Here is a 15,314-nt window from a genome sequence, read left to right as displayed (position 1 = left end):
TGCCGTCTTTATCGGGAAGAAATCCCAAAAACTGGCCCTCCGACTCAAACGGGATTCCTTGCTTAGGGAACTTGCTCATCTTGACCCCCAGCCTCCGTGTTGAGCTGCCAACAAACCTCTAGGCCATCCAATAACTCCTGTCGCCGCGCTGTGTGCTGACGGATCACACTGCGCACCTGTAGAACAGCCAATGGAGTACTCACCTCCACCCGCAGACGACCATCTCCTGTACAAATCGCCGGGATCCCCAATTCCACTAACCGCCGACCGATGCGCCAGCGCTCGCCCAGAGGAATATCCAAAAGATAACCGCGCTCAGAGTCCAGAAAGGCGGGGTTCATGGCCGGGATCAGCACCTCAGAGTAAAGAATAGTGAAGAGATGAAACAAATTCTCAATAGCCTTTCAAAAAAAAGCCAGAGGCCGGAAGCTAGGCAGGCTCAAGCCCACCTGTGGACCTTCTGGCTAGGCTCTGCCGTTCATCAAGCCGAACACCAGGCTGTCGTTGGCCAGGAAGTGATGGAGATGGAAAGCGCGATCCTCTGTCTTCAACAGGATTTGCTCGTAGAGGTAGCGGGTGGCCCGATCCCCAAGGCTCTCCGCCTGGGCTGCCTGCCGCCGCAGCAGATCGATGATGGCCTGCTCTGCCGCCAGGTCGTTCATTAACATTTGCCGCGCCCCAAAAGCTCCATCCGGCTCAGGGGTAAAGCAGCAAAGCTGGGCCAAGGTGGCAAAGCTGGCTACCGGCACACCTCCCAGCCCTTCTAGGCGTTCTCCCAGGTCGTGGACATGCTCCCTCGCCTGCTCGTAATGATCTTTGAAAAGCTGGTGCAGCGGATAAAACTCGGTGCCCTCCACCACGAAGTGATGCTTCTGGTACTGCAAGTACAGCCCCTGGAAGCTGGCCAGCAGGGCGTTCATCCCCTCGCAAACCGGCTGGGTTATCTCAGTGCCAAGCAAGACAGGATTGTCGCGCACGCTGTTGAAAGACTGGCGCAGGGTTGAAGTTTCGGACATAAAATTCTCCAGCACAAGTTAAGAGGAGCTGCGAATCCTAAACTGCCCGCCATAGCGGGCCTGGGATCCTTGGGTGTTTATCTCCAAATCTAGCATAGTGCAGAAAATGGCTCTTGTGAATAACTCTCAATAAGCCCGTTGTTGCAGATCCCTTTGGAGTGGGATCAGGGCGCAGACAGATTGGCTCTTGGCTAGGTCAGTCTCCGGTATCGGAAGAAACTTGGCAGTAGGATCCGCCCTGAACTACCTTTGTGGGGCTATCGGCCTTAGGGGAAGAAGCAAGAAGCATGTCTCAGAAAAGCCCATCCTTCTTAGAGAAACTGACTGACCTAACCCGCCAAATTGTTGACCGTGCCCGAGGCATCCCAGAAGCTTCTGAATCTCTCGAGAAGCCAGAAGCCTTTAAGTCTTTCTGGAATTCGGTGTCTCAGATACTACAGAAGGACCTCCTAGAGGCGCAGACAGAGTTGGGCCACTGCAACATCCTGGTCATTGGCAAAAGCGGGGTGGGCAAGAGCACCTTGGTCAATGCAGTGTTTAGAGATGAGCTGGCCCGTACCGGTGTTGGCAGCCCCGTCACCCGCCACATTCGTCAGTATTCCAAGCCAGGTTGCCCAATCACCATCTACGATACACCTGGCATGGAACTAGACGGTGAACAGAATCAGCAAGTTCGCCTGGAGGTTTCCCAGCTTATCGAGGAGCTGCGCTTTAAGGATCCTGAACATCACATCCATGTTGTTTGGTACTGCCTCCACCACGAACTGAAGCGGTTGGAGGAAGTTGAACGCAAATGGCTAAAGGAGTTGGAACTCAAAGACGTTCCCGTCATCTTGGTCTTAACCCAATGCTTGGAATATCCCAATCCTGAAGAGAGCGAGTTTTTCCGGTATTTGCAGCATCAAAATTTGCCTGTCCGCTACATTGTTCCCGTTTTGGCCCGCAACAAGGCGATTAACCGGCAAATTACCATTCCTGCCCACGGGCTGGAGCACCTAATTGGCTGCACGCTAGAGCTTTTGCCGGAAGTGGCTCGCCTTGCCTTTATCCGCCAGCAATTGCTGCGGGTGGATCTCAAAGCCGAGGCTGCCTTTAAGTACGTATCAGGCTATGTGGCCAGTGCAGCGTTTATCGGGGCAGTGCCCCTTCCCTTTGCAGATGCCCCTCTGTTGGTTACAGCCCAAGCAGGCATGATTGCCAATATCAGCTTTATTTTTGGCTTCGAGGCTTCCCCTTCTTTTTACTACTCTTTGATAGCCGCTTTGGCAGGCACTACAATTACAACAGCAATCGGGCGAACGATTGTGTCCAACTTGCTGAAGATGATTCCCGGCCCGGGGATTGTAGGCAGCGCTATCCAATCCACTACGGCAGCCACCCTCACTCTCTCTCTGGGCCTGGCCTATATCGAGCTGATGAAGGCCATCGCCCGCGCCAAAATCCAAGGGATCCAGCTATCTCCAGAAGAGATGAAAGATATCTTTATACGCGAGTACCAAAGTTATGTTGCCTCGGGATCCAAAACTCTGAAAGATGACTTTTCATCCTAGCTTTTGCGTAGGTACTGAATCTAGGGCAGGGGAAGGTCGTGGGGTCTCAAACCCAAAGGTGCCATCGACCAGGTAGAGGGGGCGGCCTTTCACTTCTTCAAAAACGCGGCCTAAATATTCGCCAATCACGCCCAAGCTGATCAGCTGGATCCCGCCCAAAAACAAGATCATCACCGCTAAAGAGGCATAGCCAGGTACATCGGAGCCAAAGAGCAAGGTGCGGATGATGAGAAAAAGGCCATACAAAAAGGCTGGAACCGAGATCGCCAACCCTATGTAGCTCCACACCCGCAACGGCCAAGAGCTAAAAGAGGTGATGCCTTCTATGGCTAGGTTCCACAGCCGCCAGTAGTTCCACTGGGTTTTGCCGCGAAAGCGGGGGGCGCGATCGTAAAAAATGGCCGTTTGCCGGTAGCCCACCCAGGCAAAGATCCCTTTCATAAAGCGGGTGCGCTCTCGCAGCTGTTTAACTGCCTCCACCACCTGCCGATCCAGCAGTCGAAAATCCCCCGTATTGCGCGGGATCCGCACCTGGCTGAGTTGATCAATCAACCAATAGAAGCCGTTGGCTGTAAAGCGTTTTAGCCAGCTCTCCCCGCGGCGGCTGCGGCGCACCGCATAAACCACCTGATAGCCCTGCCGCCACTGCTGCAGCATCTCCGGGATCAGCTCCGGCGGATCTTGCAAGTCGGCATCGATGGGAACAACAGCTCGACCAGAGGCGTGATCGAGGCCGGCAGTAAGGGCGATCTCCTTGCCATAGCAACGGGAAAGGTTCACCACTTTGATACGGGGATCCCGACGATGGAAGGCAATGAGCTTTTCCAGCGTGTTGTCTTGGCTGCCATCGTTGACGCAGATAATCTCGTAGGGGATCCCCAGCGGCTCCAAGGTAAGTTGCAGGCGTTCGAACAGGTGTTCCAGGTTGTCCGCCTCATTTTTGCAGGGGACAACAACCGATAATTCAACCAACTCAACCGGGGGCTCAGACAACATCGAGAGGTGTCAGAATCGGGATCCCGTAGTTGGCCATCATTGTGCCATCAGGGGGTGGCCGACATCTCCGCCACAATCGAGCGCAGCTCGTCTTCCGAGATGCGGTAGACCTCGTTGCAGAATTGGCAAACCGCTTCTGCCCCCTTGTCGGTGTGGATCATATCGAGCAACTCGTCCCGCCCCAGCATGCGCAGGGCCCCCTTCACTCGGTCGGAATTGCACTTGCAGTAGAAGCGGATGGTGCGCATTTCCGGCGCAATTTTCAGATCCAAGTCGCCCAGGCAAAGTTGCAACAGCTCCCGCAAGCCGCCGCCACCAGCCAACATCGGGCTAAATTCTTCCACTTTGGCCAAACGGGCTTCCATCTCTGGGATCAGACTGGCCGGCGCCCCTGGCATCAGCTGCAACAACACTCCGCCGGCGGCGCGTACCCGCTGTGAGTCGAGATTTACTCCCAGAAGGACTGCCGAGGGAATCTGCTCTGAGGAGGAGAGGTAGTAGGTGATGTCGTCTCCCACCTCTCCCGAAACCAGCTCCACCGCGCTGGTGTAAGGCTGGCCATACCCCAGATCCCGCAGCACATGGAGGTAGCCATAGCGCCCAACAGCTTGGCCCACATCCAACTTGCTCTCGGCAGTGAGAGGAAGCTCAATGGCGGGGTTGCTCACATACCCGCGTACCGTGCCATCCAAGCCGGCATCCACCCAGATGTTGCCCAAGGGGCCATTCCCTTTCAGTTGCAGGTTAATCCGCGCCTGGCGTCGCTTCAAGTTGGCCGCCAGCAACAGGGCTGCGCTCATGGCCCGCCCCAAGGCCACTGTCGCCACATAGGAGAGCTTGTGCCGCTCCCTTGCCTCTTGTACCGCCTGGGTGGCCACCAAGCCCACCACTCGGATTTTGCCTTCTGCCGCCGTGGCCCGGATGAGGTGATCCGGCAGAGATGAGGGCGTACCCTCAGAAATACCTTTCGCTCGCTTCAATCGTTCTGACCCAGAGGCATCCGTCATCGCAACCTCAACGCATGTCTTAAACCAAGCCTGCAGGGATCCCCTGGCGACTCAGCCTTCATTCTAAGTGAGTCTAAGTGAGATTGTAGCCCCTCTCTTGCCGGACTTTGGGGAGGGAACTGCCCTGTCGGGGCGGGAATGGGACTGTCCCTTTTCTGGGAGAGATTTTAAGAAGTGTGAAGATCTGAGATGGCAGACGGCAAGCATATCGGAAAATAACTTGCGGGTATGCTCGTCATACTCTTTAAAAAATCGACTTGAGGATGGATATCCATGAGTGTTGTTACGAAATCGATTGTGAACGCGGACGCGGAGGCCCGCTACCTCAGCCCGGGGGAACTGGATCGGATCAAGTCCTTTGTTGCCTCGGGTGAGAAGCGGTTGCGCATTGCTCAAGTCTTAACCGAGTCTCGTGAGCGCATCGTCAAACAAGCTGCCGACCAGCTCTTCCAGAAGCGCCCTGACATTGTCTCTCCGGGGGGCAATGCCTACGGGGAAGAGATGACGGCGACTTGCCTGCGGGATATGGACTACTACCTGCGCCTGATCACCTATGGTGTCATTGCCGGCGATGTCACCCCAATCGAAGAGATCGGCCTGGTGGGTGTTCGCGAGATGTACAACTCTTTGGGCACACCCATTCCGGCGGTGGCCGAGAGCATTCGTCAAATGAAGCAGGTGGCCATGGGTCTGCTCTCTCCTGACGATGCGGCTGAAGCCGGCTACTACTTCGACTTTGTGGTGGGGGCAATGAGCTAATCCCTCATTGTTTTTGCCGCACAACCCTTTGCTGTTCGTCGATTTGGATTTAGGAAGCTCATCATGCAAGACGCAATTACTGCTGTAATCAACAGCTACGATGTTCAAGGCAAGTATCTGGACAGCTCGGCCATGGAGAAGTTGAAAGCCTTCTTCGCCACAGGCGAGCTGCGGGTGCGGGCGGCTGCCACCATCGCGGCCAATGCCTCCACCATCGTCAAGGATGCTGCTGCCAAGGCGTTGCTGTACTCTGATCTCACCCGTCCTGGCGGCAACATGTACACCACCCGTCGCTATGCTGCCTGCATCCGCGACATGGACTACTACCTGCGCTATGCCACCTACGCCATGCTGGCCGGGGATCCCTCCATTCTGGACGAGCGGGTGCTGAACGGGCTCAAGGAGACCTACAATTCCCTGGGAGTGCCCATTGGGGCAACCATCCAGGCCATCCAAGCCATGAAAGAGGTAACTGCCGCTCTGGTGGGTGCTGAGGCCGGCAAGGAAATGGGGGTGTACTTCGATTACATCTGCTCTGGCCTGAGCTAACTCCCGGCGTCATTGCCTCAGGGGAGGTGCATTCTTCAACGAGCACGGCGGGCGATTTGCCACAGGGATCTGGTGTGCTAGCTGAAGTACGCGAGCTTTCTGGGGTGAGTCGCCTGTTTTGCTGGTCAAGATAGCCCATTTTGTTGTTGAGCGGGGATCCCATATCATGCGCATGTTCAAGATCACGGCCTGTGTGCCCAGCCAAACCCGAATTCGCACCCAGCGGGAGCTGCAAAATACCTACTTCACCAAGCTGGTGCCCTATGAGAACTGGTTTCGGGAACAGCAGCGCATCCAGAAATCGGGTGGCCGCATCCTGAAGGTGGAGCTGGCCACGGGTAAGCCTGGGATGGACGTAGGACTGCTGTAGTTCCCCTATTCGTTCGTTGCTTTCCCTCGGATACTGAGAAATAGCCCTCTGCAGATCCGGTATGCCCACCTCTGGAAGCTCTGTTCTTGGGGTTGGGGTAGCGGATCTGGCCGTTTTGTAGGGGTGGGGGTAGATGTTGCCTGATGTGCCGACCCGGTTGGAGCCAATCATCGCTGCCCACAACCTGAGCAAGGTTTACCCGGTGGCCGTCAAGGATCCCGGAGTGGTTGGCACCCTGCGCCACTTTTTTCGCCGCACCTATCGCCACATCCCGGCAGTGCAGTCCGTGAGCTTTCAAGTTCAGCCGGGGGAGATGGTGGGATTTTTGGGGCCCAACGGGGCGGGCAAGACCACTACCCTCAAGATGTTGACTGGTTTGATCTATCCATCCGGCGGCACGGTGCAAGTGGTGGGTCATGTGCCTTACCGCCGGGAGCCGGCGTTTTTGCGGCAGATCACCCTGGTGATGGGGCAGAAGCAGCAGCTCATTTGGGATCTGCCGGCAATGGACTCTTTGCGCATCAACGCTGCCGTTTACGAGATCCCTGAGAAGGAGTTTCGGGAGCGGGTGGGGGAGCTGGCGGAGCTGCTCGACCTAGAAAGCAAGCTGAAGCAACCAGTGCGCAAGCTCTCGCTGGGGGAGCGGATGAAGGCGGAGCTGTTGGCGGCTCTGTTGCACCGCCCGCAGATCTTGTTTTTGGACGAGCCCACCTTGGGGTTGGATGTCAACGCCCAGGCCGGCGTGCGGCAATTTCTGCGGGATTACAACCGCCGCTATGGAGCAACGGTGCTGTTGACCAGCCATTACATGGCCGATATTACTGCGCTGTGCCAACGGGTGCTGGTCATCAACGCGGGGCAGCTCATGTACGATGGCGACCTCGAGGCATTGCTGGAGCGCTTTGCCCCCTACCGAGAGGTGAGGTTGAAATTGGCTCGCCCTTGCCCTGTGGCTCAACTGCAGCTCTATGGAGAGGTGCGCACGGACGGGGATCCGGGCAGCTGTGAGGCGCGGCTGTGGGTGCAGCGGGAGCAGCTCACCCAAACGGTGGCCAAGCTCTTGGCAGAGCTGGATGTGCTGGATCTAACGGTAACCGACCCGCCCATCGAGGAAGTGATCGGGCGGGTGTTTGCGGATGGGATCCCTTCGGCCAGCCCATAGGGTCATTTGCAACAGGGTTAGGTTGAGCGTGGGCTCCCTTCTTCCCCAAGAGGAGAGGGGCTGGGGGTGAGGGTCAGCAGCGAAGGATCCCAGCTTTGTTGGAAACGACTGGGATTCCCTAACCCTTCCCTCAGATCTTCTGGGCAGCAGCCTCGCGCTGGTCAGCCGTCGAGCGTGCCGCGTGCAGCGCAGAGTAGAGCTTGTTGAGGGCATTCATGTAGGCTTGGGCCGAAGCGACGATGATGTCGGTGTTGGCGGCATGGCCGGAAAAGATGCGGTCTTCGTGGCGCAGGCGGATGGTGACTTCCCCAATGGCGTCGATGCCGGCAGTAACCGATTGGACAGAAAACTCGATTAACTTGTTGGGGATATTGACAATGCGGTTGATGGCCTTGTACACCGCATCCACCGGGCCTGTGCCCACGGCAGCGTCCACCCGCTCTTCCCCTTCCGGGGTTACCAGGCGCACCGTGGCAGTGGGAGCCTCTCGATTGCCACACACCACTTGCACATGCTCCAGGCGGTAGAGTTCGGGCACCGGGCGAGTTTCGTCGTTAACAATCGCTTCCAGATCCAGGTCGGAGATTTCTTTTTTCTTGTCAGCCAGCTCTTTGAAGCGCAAGAAGGCCTTGTTCAGATCCTGCTCCGACAGCTCGAACCCCAGTTCTTTGAGGCGGGTGCGAAAGGCGTTGCGGCCCGAGTGCTTGCCCAACACCAAGGTGCTCGATTGCAGGCCGATGGTCTGGGCATCCATGATCTCATAGGTCTGGCGGTTCTTCAACATGCCGTCCTGGTGGATGCCGGATTCGTGGGCAAAGGCGTTGGAGCCGACGATAGCCTTGTTGGGCTGCACCAACATGCCGGTGAGGTTGGAGACGAGGCGCGAGGTGCGATAGATCTCCTGAGTTTTGATGTGGGTGAGGGGCTTCTCGGAGTCCACCGGCAGGCCGAAGTAGGGGTTGAAGTAGCTGCGCCGCACATGCAGGGCCATCACCAACTCTTCCAGGGCTGTGTTGCCGGCCCGCTCACCAATGCCGTTGACCGTCACTTCCACCTGACGGGCGCCCTGCTTAATCGCTTCCAAGAAGTTGGCCACCGAGACGCCCAGATCGTCGTGGCCGTGCACAGAAAGGATCGCTTGCTTGATGTTGGGCACGTTCTCGCGGATGCCCTTGATCAGTTGGCCGAACTCCTCCGGCATGACGTAGCCGACGGTATCGGGGATGTTGATGGTTGTAGCCCCCGCCCGAATGGCCGCCTCGATGACCTGGTATAGGAACTCTGGGTCAGAGCGGGTGGCATCCATCATGGAAAACTCCACATCCTCCACGAAGGACTTGGCGTAGGCCACCATCTCTTCGGCAATTTGCAGCACCTCAGCGCGGGTTTTGCGCAACTGATACTTCAGGTGAATGTCGGAGGTGGAGATGAAGGTGTGGATGCGGGGCTTGGCAGCGGGCTTTAGGGCTGCAGCGGCTGCCTCAATGTCCGGCTTGAGGGCGCGGGCCAGGCTGCAAATCACAGGGCCATCGGGGGTTCCCACCTGCTCGGCCACCTTCTGCACGGCCTCAAAGTCACCAGGGCTGGCATAGGCAAATCCCGCTTCGATGATATCGACGCCCAGCCGGGCCAACTGCCGGGCAATGGCCAGCTTCTCTTCGGTGTTGAGGGTGGCGCCGGGGCACTGCTCCCCGTCTCGCAGGGTGGTGTCGAAAATGAGTACATGATCCAAAGCTTGGCCATCAAACGCAGCGACCGCGGCAGCATCCATAACGGTTACTGAGATAACGAAACATTGCCTTACTATTTTGACATTAACTGGCAGGGGTTCTAACCTGGCTCGGGGGAGATTGGGGTGGGCTCTGTTAAATTGCCATTTGGCTTGTTTTCCCTGCGTTCCTCGGCGGCAGAAGGAGATGGAGAAAGGTGGATCCCGAAGGCGCAGGCGAGCAGTTGTTCATACTCTTTCTCATCCCTGAGAGGGCGTTCCCAGCGGCCTTCTGGGGTGGTCTCGATCCACTTAAAAGAGCCATTGGCGCGGGCGGCGAGGGTGACCCGTCCGGTCGGAGTGGCCAGGGTGCAAAGGCGCAGCCGGGTAAACATCGATTCTGGCGAAGTTTGGTGAAAGTGGCACATGGGCTCGAACTCCTGCAGGGAGCGTGGGATCCGATCCAGAAGAAATAGAGTTTTCCAGGTGCGATCCGGCTGTTCCTGCTGAACGAGCCAATACCGACGAGCGGTGGGATCCCCTGGCCAAGGGGTGAGGCGGTAGCGTCCTTCAGCCTGGGCTTGAATCCCGGGATCCCCCAGCCGCAACGGCTCGCGAAAGGCCTCCCCATACCCCACATCTGCCAGCCAGGCTTCATCGCCGATGTTCACCTGCACAGCCAAGTGGTCGCACTCAGGTCCAAAGCGGACATCGGACTCCGTCGGAGTAGCGCGAACGGCGCGGCTCACCTGTCCTGAGAGTAGGTGTACCGAAAACCCCATTCCCTGCAAGGCAGCGGCCAGCAGGCTGTTCAGCTCAAAGCAAAAGCCGCCCCGCCGCTCTCGGACGATTTTTTGGAACAAGAAATCCCGCTCCAGGCAAATGGCGCGACCCCGATGAATGTCCAGATTTTCAAACGGCACCCTCAGCAGGTGGGCTAGGTGGATCTGGCGGAGGGTTTGCAGGGTGGGCTGGGTGGGGCCAACGTAGCCGATCCGATCCAAGTAGGCCCTGATTTGGGAGGGGGTCAGTGGCTCTAGCATCAGCACAGAAGCCGGTTGGCTGCAAACTGCAAAGCAAGCTTTTGACCTACCCTAGCCTTGCCACGAATCCCCGGCCAGAGCTAAAAGAACAGTTCACTGGAATCTGAAAGACGGCATCTTTTCCCCGGAGCCGATTTTTCTGTGGCTGTAGGGATCCCTGATGAGTAGGAGATGGGCAGAGGATTCTGGTGGACGGCCAGGCCCAAGCTTGCCCAAGATGGTTTACAAGACCGTCCAAAGCAGGTGGGAGCGCTACCGATGGCTGCTGCCCAAAATTTGCCCTCCGATGAGCTTTTTCCCATCACGCTGAAGCTCTTTGCCGTCTATCAAGAAGTAATCGGACAAACCGAGATGCGCCTGCAGGTGAGCCCTGGTACCACCGTCGGGCAGCTGTGCGATCAACTGATCCAGCGCTACCCCAGCTTGGCTCCTTGGCGCTCCCAAACGCGCTTCGGTCTCAACCTCAATTTTGTAGCTGCCGACACTCCCCTATCGGCGGGAGACGAAGTCGTTCTGATCCCTCCGGTCAGCGGGGGCTGAAAAGGCACAGAAGGAGAATGCTACGATAGCGGCAAGAAAAAAAGAAGGCGAAGCGTTACATGGCAGAATACACTCGGTCGATTTCCTTTTATGGGCGGGAAATTGACATCAATATTGGGCTGATGGCCCCCCAGGCGGGGTGCGGGGTTTGGCTGACTTCGGGCGAAACCTCGATTCTGGTTACTGCTACACGGCAGCCAGGCCGGCCTGGCGTTGATTTTATGCCCCTGTTGGTGGATTACGAAGAGCGCCTCTACGCAGCGGGGCGGATCCCGGGGGGATATCTGCGGCGGGAAGGTCGGCCACCGGAACGGGCCACTTTGATCTCTCGCTTAATAGACCGACCCATTCGTCCGTTGTTCCCGGAATGGCTGCGGGACGATGTGCAGGTGGTGGCCACCACCCTCTCTGTAGATGATACGGTGCCGCCCGATGTGTTGTGTATTTTGGGAGCCTCGTTAGCCATTCACGGCGCTCGCATCCCCTTCAATGGCCCCGTGGCGGCGGTGCGGGTGGGCTTGGTCAAGGATGAATTTATCCTCAACCCCACCTATGCCGAAATTGAGGCGGGCGATCTGGATCTGGTGGTGGCCGGCTGTGCCGATGGCGTGATCATGGTGGAAGCCGGGGCCAACCAACTGCCGGAAAAGGATGTGGTGGAGGCCATCGAGTTTGGTTTTGAGGCCATCCAGGAGCTGCTCAAAGCCCAACAGCAAGTCCTGGCGGATCTCAACATCACCCCGGTAGAGCTGCCCCCTCCCCCCAAAAACGAGGAGCTGATTGCCTTTGTAGAAGAGCAGGCTCAGGAGGGCATTCGCTCCATTCTCAGGCAGTTTTTGGACAAGACCAGCCGGGAACAACAACTGGAGGAGCTCAAGGCCAAGCTGGAGGCCCAAATCCAGGAACGGCCAGAGGGGGATCCCTTGCGGCTCTATCTTCTGGAAAATCCCAAGGAGTTGGACAACCAGTTCAAGGCTCTGCTCAAGAAGCTGATGCGCCAGCAAATCCTGCAAGAGGGGGTGCGGGTGGATGGGCGCAAGCTGGACGAGGTGCGACCGGTCTCTTGCCGGGTGGGTTTGATCCCAAGGGTGCACGGCAGTGCCCTGTTCAATCGCGGCCTCACCCAAGTCCTTTCCATTACCACCCTCGGCACCCCCGGCGATGCCCAGGAGCTGGACGACTTGCACCCGGTGGATGAGAAGCGCTACATGCACCACTACAATTTTCCGGGCTTTTCGGTGGGAGAAACGCGGCCTTCACGCTCCCCGGGGCGGCGGGAGATTGGTCATGGGGCGCTGGCGGAGCGGGCCTTGGTGCCGGTGCTGCCCAAGGAAGAGGAGTTTCCCTATGTGGTGAGGGTGGTCTCGGAAGTGCTCTCCTCCAACGGCTCCACCTCGATGGGATCCGTCTGTGGCTCCACTCTTTCCCTAATGGATGCTGGGGTGCCGATCAAAGCGCCGGTCAGCGGGGTGGCCATGGGTCTTATCAAGGAGGGGGACGAGGTGCGCATCCTCACCGACATCCAGGGGATCGAGGACTTTCTGGGCGACATGGACTTCAAGGTGGCCGGTACGCGGGCGGGGATCACCGCTCTGCAAATGGACATGAAAATCACCGGCATCACCGTTGACGTGGTGGAACAGGCCATCCGGCAAGCCAAGGCCGGACGCGAGTTCATCCTCGACAAGATGCTGGAGACGATTGCTGCGCCTCGACCCCAGTTGGCCAAAACGGCTCCCCGTCTGCTCACGTTCAAGGTGGATCCGGAGGACATCGGCAAGATCATCGGCCCCGGTGGCAAGACCGTGCGCGGCATCACCGAAGCGACAGGGGCCAAGGTGGACATCAGCGACGACGGCACAATCACCGTGTCTTCCTCGGTGGGCGGCCAGGCGGAGGCGGCGCGGGCGATGATCGAAAATCTGGTGCGGCGGGTGGAAGAGGGGCAGGTGTATTTGGGCAAGGTGACCCGCATCATCCCCATCGGCGCTTTTGTGGAGTTTTTGCCCGGCAAAGAAGGCATGATCCACATTTCGCAACTGGCGGAGTACCGCGTCGGCAGGGTGGAAGATGAGGTGGCTGTGGAGGATGAGGTGGTGGTCAAGGTGCGCAGCATCGATCACAAAGGCCGCATCAACCTCACTCGCCTCGGCATTAGCCCTGAGGAAGCAGCGCGGGTGCGCAACCATCACCACTGAGGCTGCGGTTCTCCCCCAGCAACGGGGGCCTCGGCAGCTGCCAGAATGGCAACTAGCTCCGCGTCTGCAGTGCCGTTCGCGTCGGGGTTGCGGAGCACTTTGCAGTATGCCGGATTCTATCCCCCACTTGCTCGCTGGCCAAAGCCCTACTTCTCCGGCTCGACCATCCCCCTCCCGGCGACGGCTGGGCTGGGCCTTGGCTTGGGGCTTGGGTTGGGCTGCTCTGCTCAACCTTTCCGCTCAGCACCCTTTGTTGGTGCGGATGGAGAGCGACGCCCAGGAGTGGCTGTACGCTTGGCGTGGCCCTCAGCAGCCTTCTCCCGAGGTGGTGATCGTCGGCATTGATGGTCGTATAGGACTCGATCGCGACAGCGGTGCGGAGCACGTTCCCGCTAACGGGAACAGCGGACAGGGGGAAAGCAATGGCCGCACCAGTGGTGCAGAGCACCTTGGCCAAAAGGTTGACTTTCTTCTGGAACGGGCCAACTACGCCGGCCTGACGTTGCGTCTATTGGAAGAAGCCAAGGCCAGGGTGGTGGTGCTAAACCTGCCCAGCAGCTTTGTGGTACCTCAAAACCTGGGCAACGAGAACTTAGATGCCCCTCTGCGTCAGGTGGTACAGCGCTACCCAGATCGCTTGGTCTTGGCCACCCGCAGCAGCGAGAGCTTTGGCCGCTCCGAGATTAACATCTACAACCATTTTCTGCCCTTTTCTTCCCTGCGGCTGGAGTACTTGGTGCCGCCAGAACATGTGCAGGGGGTGGTGCAACATCGGGTAGACAGTGCCGGGATCCTGCGCCAGGCCCAGTTGCGGGGGCTCTACCTGCGCCGCGACAGCCAAGAGGAGCAGATGTTCGCCTCGGTCGAGGCTCTGGCTTTTGCCAAATACGACCCGGAGCGGGCCAGCCGCTGGTTTCGAGAACGGGGTTTGCAGCCGATTCAATTCAACCCTCTCGGCTCCCAGCACGGGATCCCCATCATCCCCATCGAACGGGTTTGCCCTCCAGCTGTTCTCCAGGCAGGATCCGGGTCTGTTGCCCCGATGATCAACCCCAGCCAAGCCTGCCGCGGCCAAGAAGGGATCCCTCCCCTTGACCCCGAAGTTGCCGACCAACTGCGGGACAAAATTGTCCTGGTGGGCTTTGTGGGCGGCTATCCAGAGACCTTCCCGGTGCGGACTGCGGATGGATCCCAGATTGCGGCGGTGGAGCTGCAGGCGCAAGTCCTCTCCAGCCTGCTCACCGGGGAGGTCTACCAATCCGTGCCGGGGGGGGTGGCGGTTGCGGTGGTCTTGCTGCTGGGAGTGGGAACGGGACTGCTTTTGGTGCTTTATCGTCCCCCCCTACGTTCGCGTCAGCGGTGCGGAGCACTTTTGAGCCCTTGGGGCTGGAAGCAACAGCAGTTTCTCCTGCGGCCTGTGGTGGGGCTTGCCGTTTACGAAGGGTGGGCTGTGGCCCAGTTTCTACTGGGGCGTTGGGTTTGGCCTCTCGTCTTGCCGGCCCTGGCCAGTGGGCTAACGGGGGTGAGCCTGCTGCTCACTTTGGTCATTGTGGAGAATCAAGAACGGCTCTTGGCCCAGCAACAGGAACTGGAGCGCCTGCGCCGAGCCGAACAGGAGGCCGCCATTGACCAGGCTCGCAAGCTGCTCTACCGAGTAGCCACCGACATTCACGATCGCGAGCTGCAGGAGCTGAAGGTGGTGATGGACAACTTGGAGAGCTTGCAATGGCAGCAGCAGCAAGGCAGGTCGCCCGACCCCGCCGTCTACGATCACCTGCTCGAACAACTGGAGAGGATCGGACGCGGGATCCGGAATCAGCTCAACGATGTGCGCACCCTAGCCGCCAAGCTGCGCATCTCCCCCAGCTTGCGAGAGGGGTTGCATCGCGGCATCGAGATCTATCTGGATGAACTGATCCAATCGGGCAGCCTAACGCTATCTGTAGAGCGGCAACTGCAACCGCTGCAGGAGCCCAACACCGGTGAGTGGTTTGATCAGCGAGAAGACATCTTGCGCTTTTTGCGGGAGGCCATCGGCAATGTCATCGCCCATGTACAACCCCCCAAAGGCAATGCTTCCTTTGTCAAGGTGTCGCTGGCCCAAACGGAACGCCACTGCTGCCTTTCCGTGGTCAATGACGGCATCGAGTACGCTCCCGGCCTCAGCGGCGGCTACGGCAGCAAGGCCATGAACACCATCGCCCGCTATCTACCCAAGGGATCCTGGCATCGCACCCGCACCCCAGAAGGCCATACCCATGTCGAGCTGCACTGGGAGATGCCGCTCTGAAAGACCTACACAGCACTGAACAGAACAGATTTTTGCTCAGCGCTGTTGCTTTCTTCCTGCTTCAGCAACCCTTGACTAGCGGTAGGTTTTAGACCTACCACCCCGCCAGAGGAGTCTCCACAGGCG

14 protein-coding genes are annotated in these 15,314 nt (G+C 58.4%); 8 read left to right on the top strand and 6 right to left on the bottom strand.

From position 1 onward, the window contains the following. Nucleotides 1–62: 62 nt before the first annotated feature. Together NW815_RS03500 and NW815_RS03495 are read right to left on the bottom strand one after the other, a co-directional pair. Nucleotides 63–341: an Asr1405/Asl0597 family protein gene (locus tag NW815_RS03500; protein ID WP_414343199.1), complete on the bottom strand. Its 279-nt coding sequence runs from the start codon at nucleotides 339–341 to the stop codon at nucleotides 63–65. Between the two features lie 123 nt (nucleotides 342–464). Beyond that, nucleotides 465–1,016 (bottom strand): Dps family protein, encoded by a 552-nt coding sequence (locus tag NW815_RS03495; protein WP_414343201.1) that lies wholly within the window; start codon nucleotides 1,014–1,016, stop codon nucleotides 465–467. Between the two features lie 422 nt (nucleotides 1,017–1,438). Between NW815_RS03495 and NW815_RS03490 the strand changes: the two genes are divergently transcribed. After that, entirely contained in the window at nucleotides 1,439–2,566 is a 1,128-nt protein-coding gene (locus NW815_RS03490; RefSeq protein WP_414343203.1) for a YcjF family protein, read from the top strand. Here the strand turns inward: NW815_RS03490 and NW815_RS03485 are convergent. Next, the gene (locus NW815_RS03485; protein ID WP_414349686.1) at nucleotides 2,558–3,562 is read right to left on the bottom strand and encodes a glycosyltransferase family 2 protein; all 1,005 of its coding nucleotides are present in this window, start codon (nucleotides 3,560–3,562) and stop codon (nucleotides 2,558–2,560) included. The two genes, NW815_RS03490 and NW815_RS03485, sit on opposite strands and share 9 nt — an antisense overlap. A gap of 47 nt (nucleotides 3,563–3,609) precedes the next feature. Next, nucleotides 3,610–4,500, bottom strand: coding sequence for an Hsp33 family molecular chaperone HslO (hslO, locus tag NW815_RS03480; protein WP_414388045.1), 891 nt, complete (start codon nucleotides 4,498–4,500; stop codon nucleotides 3,610–3,612). Between the two features lie 342 nt (nucleotides 4,501–4,842). Between hslO and NW815_RS03475 the strand changes: the two genes are divergently transcribed. From NW815_RS03475 to NW815_RS03460, 4 genes are all read left to right on the top strand, one after another. Further along, entirely contained in the window at nucleotides 4,843–5,328 is a 486-nt protein-coding gene (locus NW815_RS03475; protein ID WP_414331342.1) for an allophycocyanin, read from the top strand. 63 nt (nucleotides 5,329–5,391) lie between these two features. Beyond that, nucleotides 5,392–5,877, top strand: a complete 486-nt coding sequence (gene apcB, locus NW815_RS03470) for an allophycocyanin subunit beta (RefSeq protein WP_011433054.1) — start codon at nucleotides 5,392–5,394, stop codon at nucleotides 5,875–5,877. Nucleotides 5,878–6,043: 166 nt separating this feature from the next. Then, on the top strand, nucleotides 6,044–6,247 hold the full coding sequence (locus tag NW815_RS03465) for a phycobilisome linker polypeptide (protein WP_011433055.1): 204 nt from the start codon (nucleotides 6,044–6,046) through the stop codon (nucleotides 6,245–6,247). 133 nt (nucleotides 6,248–6,380) lie between these two features. Beyond that, nucleotides 6,381–7,409 (top strand): ATP-binding cassette domain-containing protein, encoded by a 1,029-nt coding sequence (locus tag NW815_RS03460; RefSeq protein WP_011433056.1) that lies wholly within the window; start codon nucleotides 6,381–6,383, stop codon nucleotides 7,407–7,409. 130 nt (nucleotides 7,410–7,539) lie between these two features. Here the strand turns inward: NW815_RS03460 and NW815_RS03455 are convergent, their stop codons facing one another. Continuing rightward, complete coding sequence (locus NW815_RS03455) at nucleotides 7,540–9,180, bottom strand: 2-isopropylmalate synthase (protein WP_414388043.1); 1,641 nt, start codon at nucleotides 9,178–9,180, stop codon at nucleotides 7,540–7,542. 59 nt (nucleotides 9,181–9,239) lie between these two features. Beyond that, nucleotides 9,240–10,160: an arylamine N-acetyltransferase family protein gene (locus NW815_RS03450; protein ID WP_414415709.1), complete on the bottom strand. Its 921-nt coding sequence runs from the start codon at nucleotides 10,158–10,160 to the stop codon at nucleotides 9,240–9,242. A gap of 258 nt (nucleotides 10,161–10,418) precedes the next feature. Between NW815_RS03450 and NW815_RS03445 the strand changes: the two genes are divergently transcribed. The 3 genes from NW815_RS03445 to NW815_RS03435 all read left to right on the top strand — a co-directional run bounded on the left by NW815_RS03445 (nucleotide 10,419) and on the right by NW815_RS03435 (nucleotide 15,188). After that, nucleotides 10,419–10,700 (top strand): MoaD/ThiS family protein, encoded by a 282-nt coding sequence (locus NW815_RS03445; protein ID WP_414357275.1) that lies wholly within the window; start codon nucleotides 10,419–10,421, stop codon nucleotides 10,698–10,700. Nucleotides 10,701–10,759: 59 nt separating this feature from the next. Next, nucleotides 10,760–12,898, top strand: a complete 2,139-nt coding sequence (locus NW815_RS03440; protein WP_011433060.1) for a polyribonucleotide nucleotidyltransferase — start codon at nucleotides 10,760–10,762, stop codon at nucleotides 12,896–12,898. 106 nt (nucleotides 12,899–13,004) lie between these two features. Beyond that, a complete protein-coding gene (locus tag NW815_RS03435) occupies nucleotides 13,005–15,188 on the top strand; it encodes a CHASE2 domain-containing protein (RefSeq protein WP_414415708.1) in 2,184 nt (727 codons plus the stop codon). Nucleotides 15,189–15,314: the final 126 nt, after the last annotated feature.

It is taken from the genome of Synechococcus sp. R6-7 (assembly GCF_047461695.1).
Lineage (GTDB): Bacteria > Cyanobacteriota > Cyanobacteriia > Thermostichales > Thermostichaceae > Thermostichus.
Note: the sequence above shows the minus strand (reverse complement) of the source record. Positions and strands in the feature narration are given on the sequence as shown.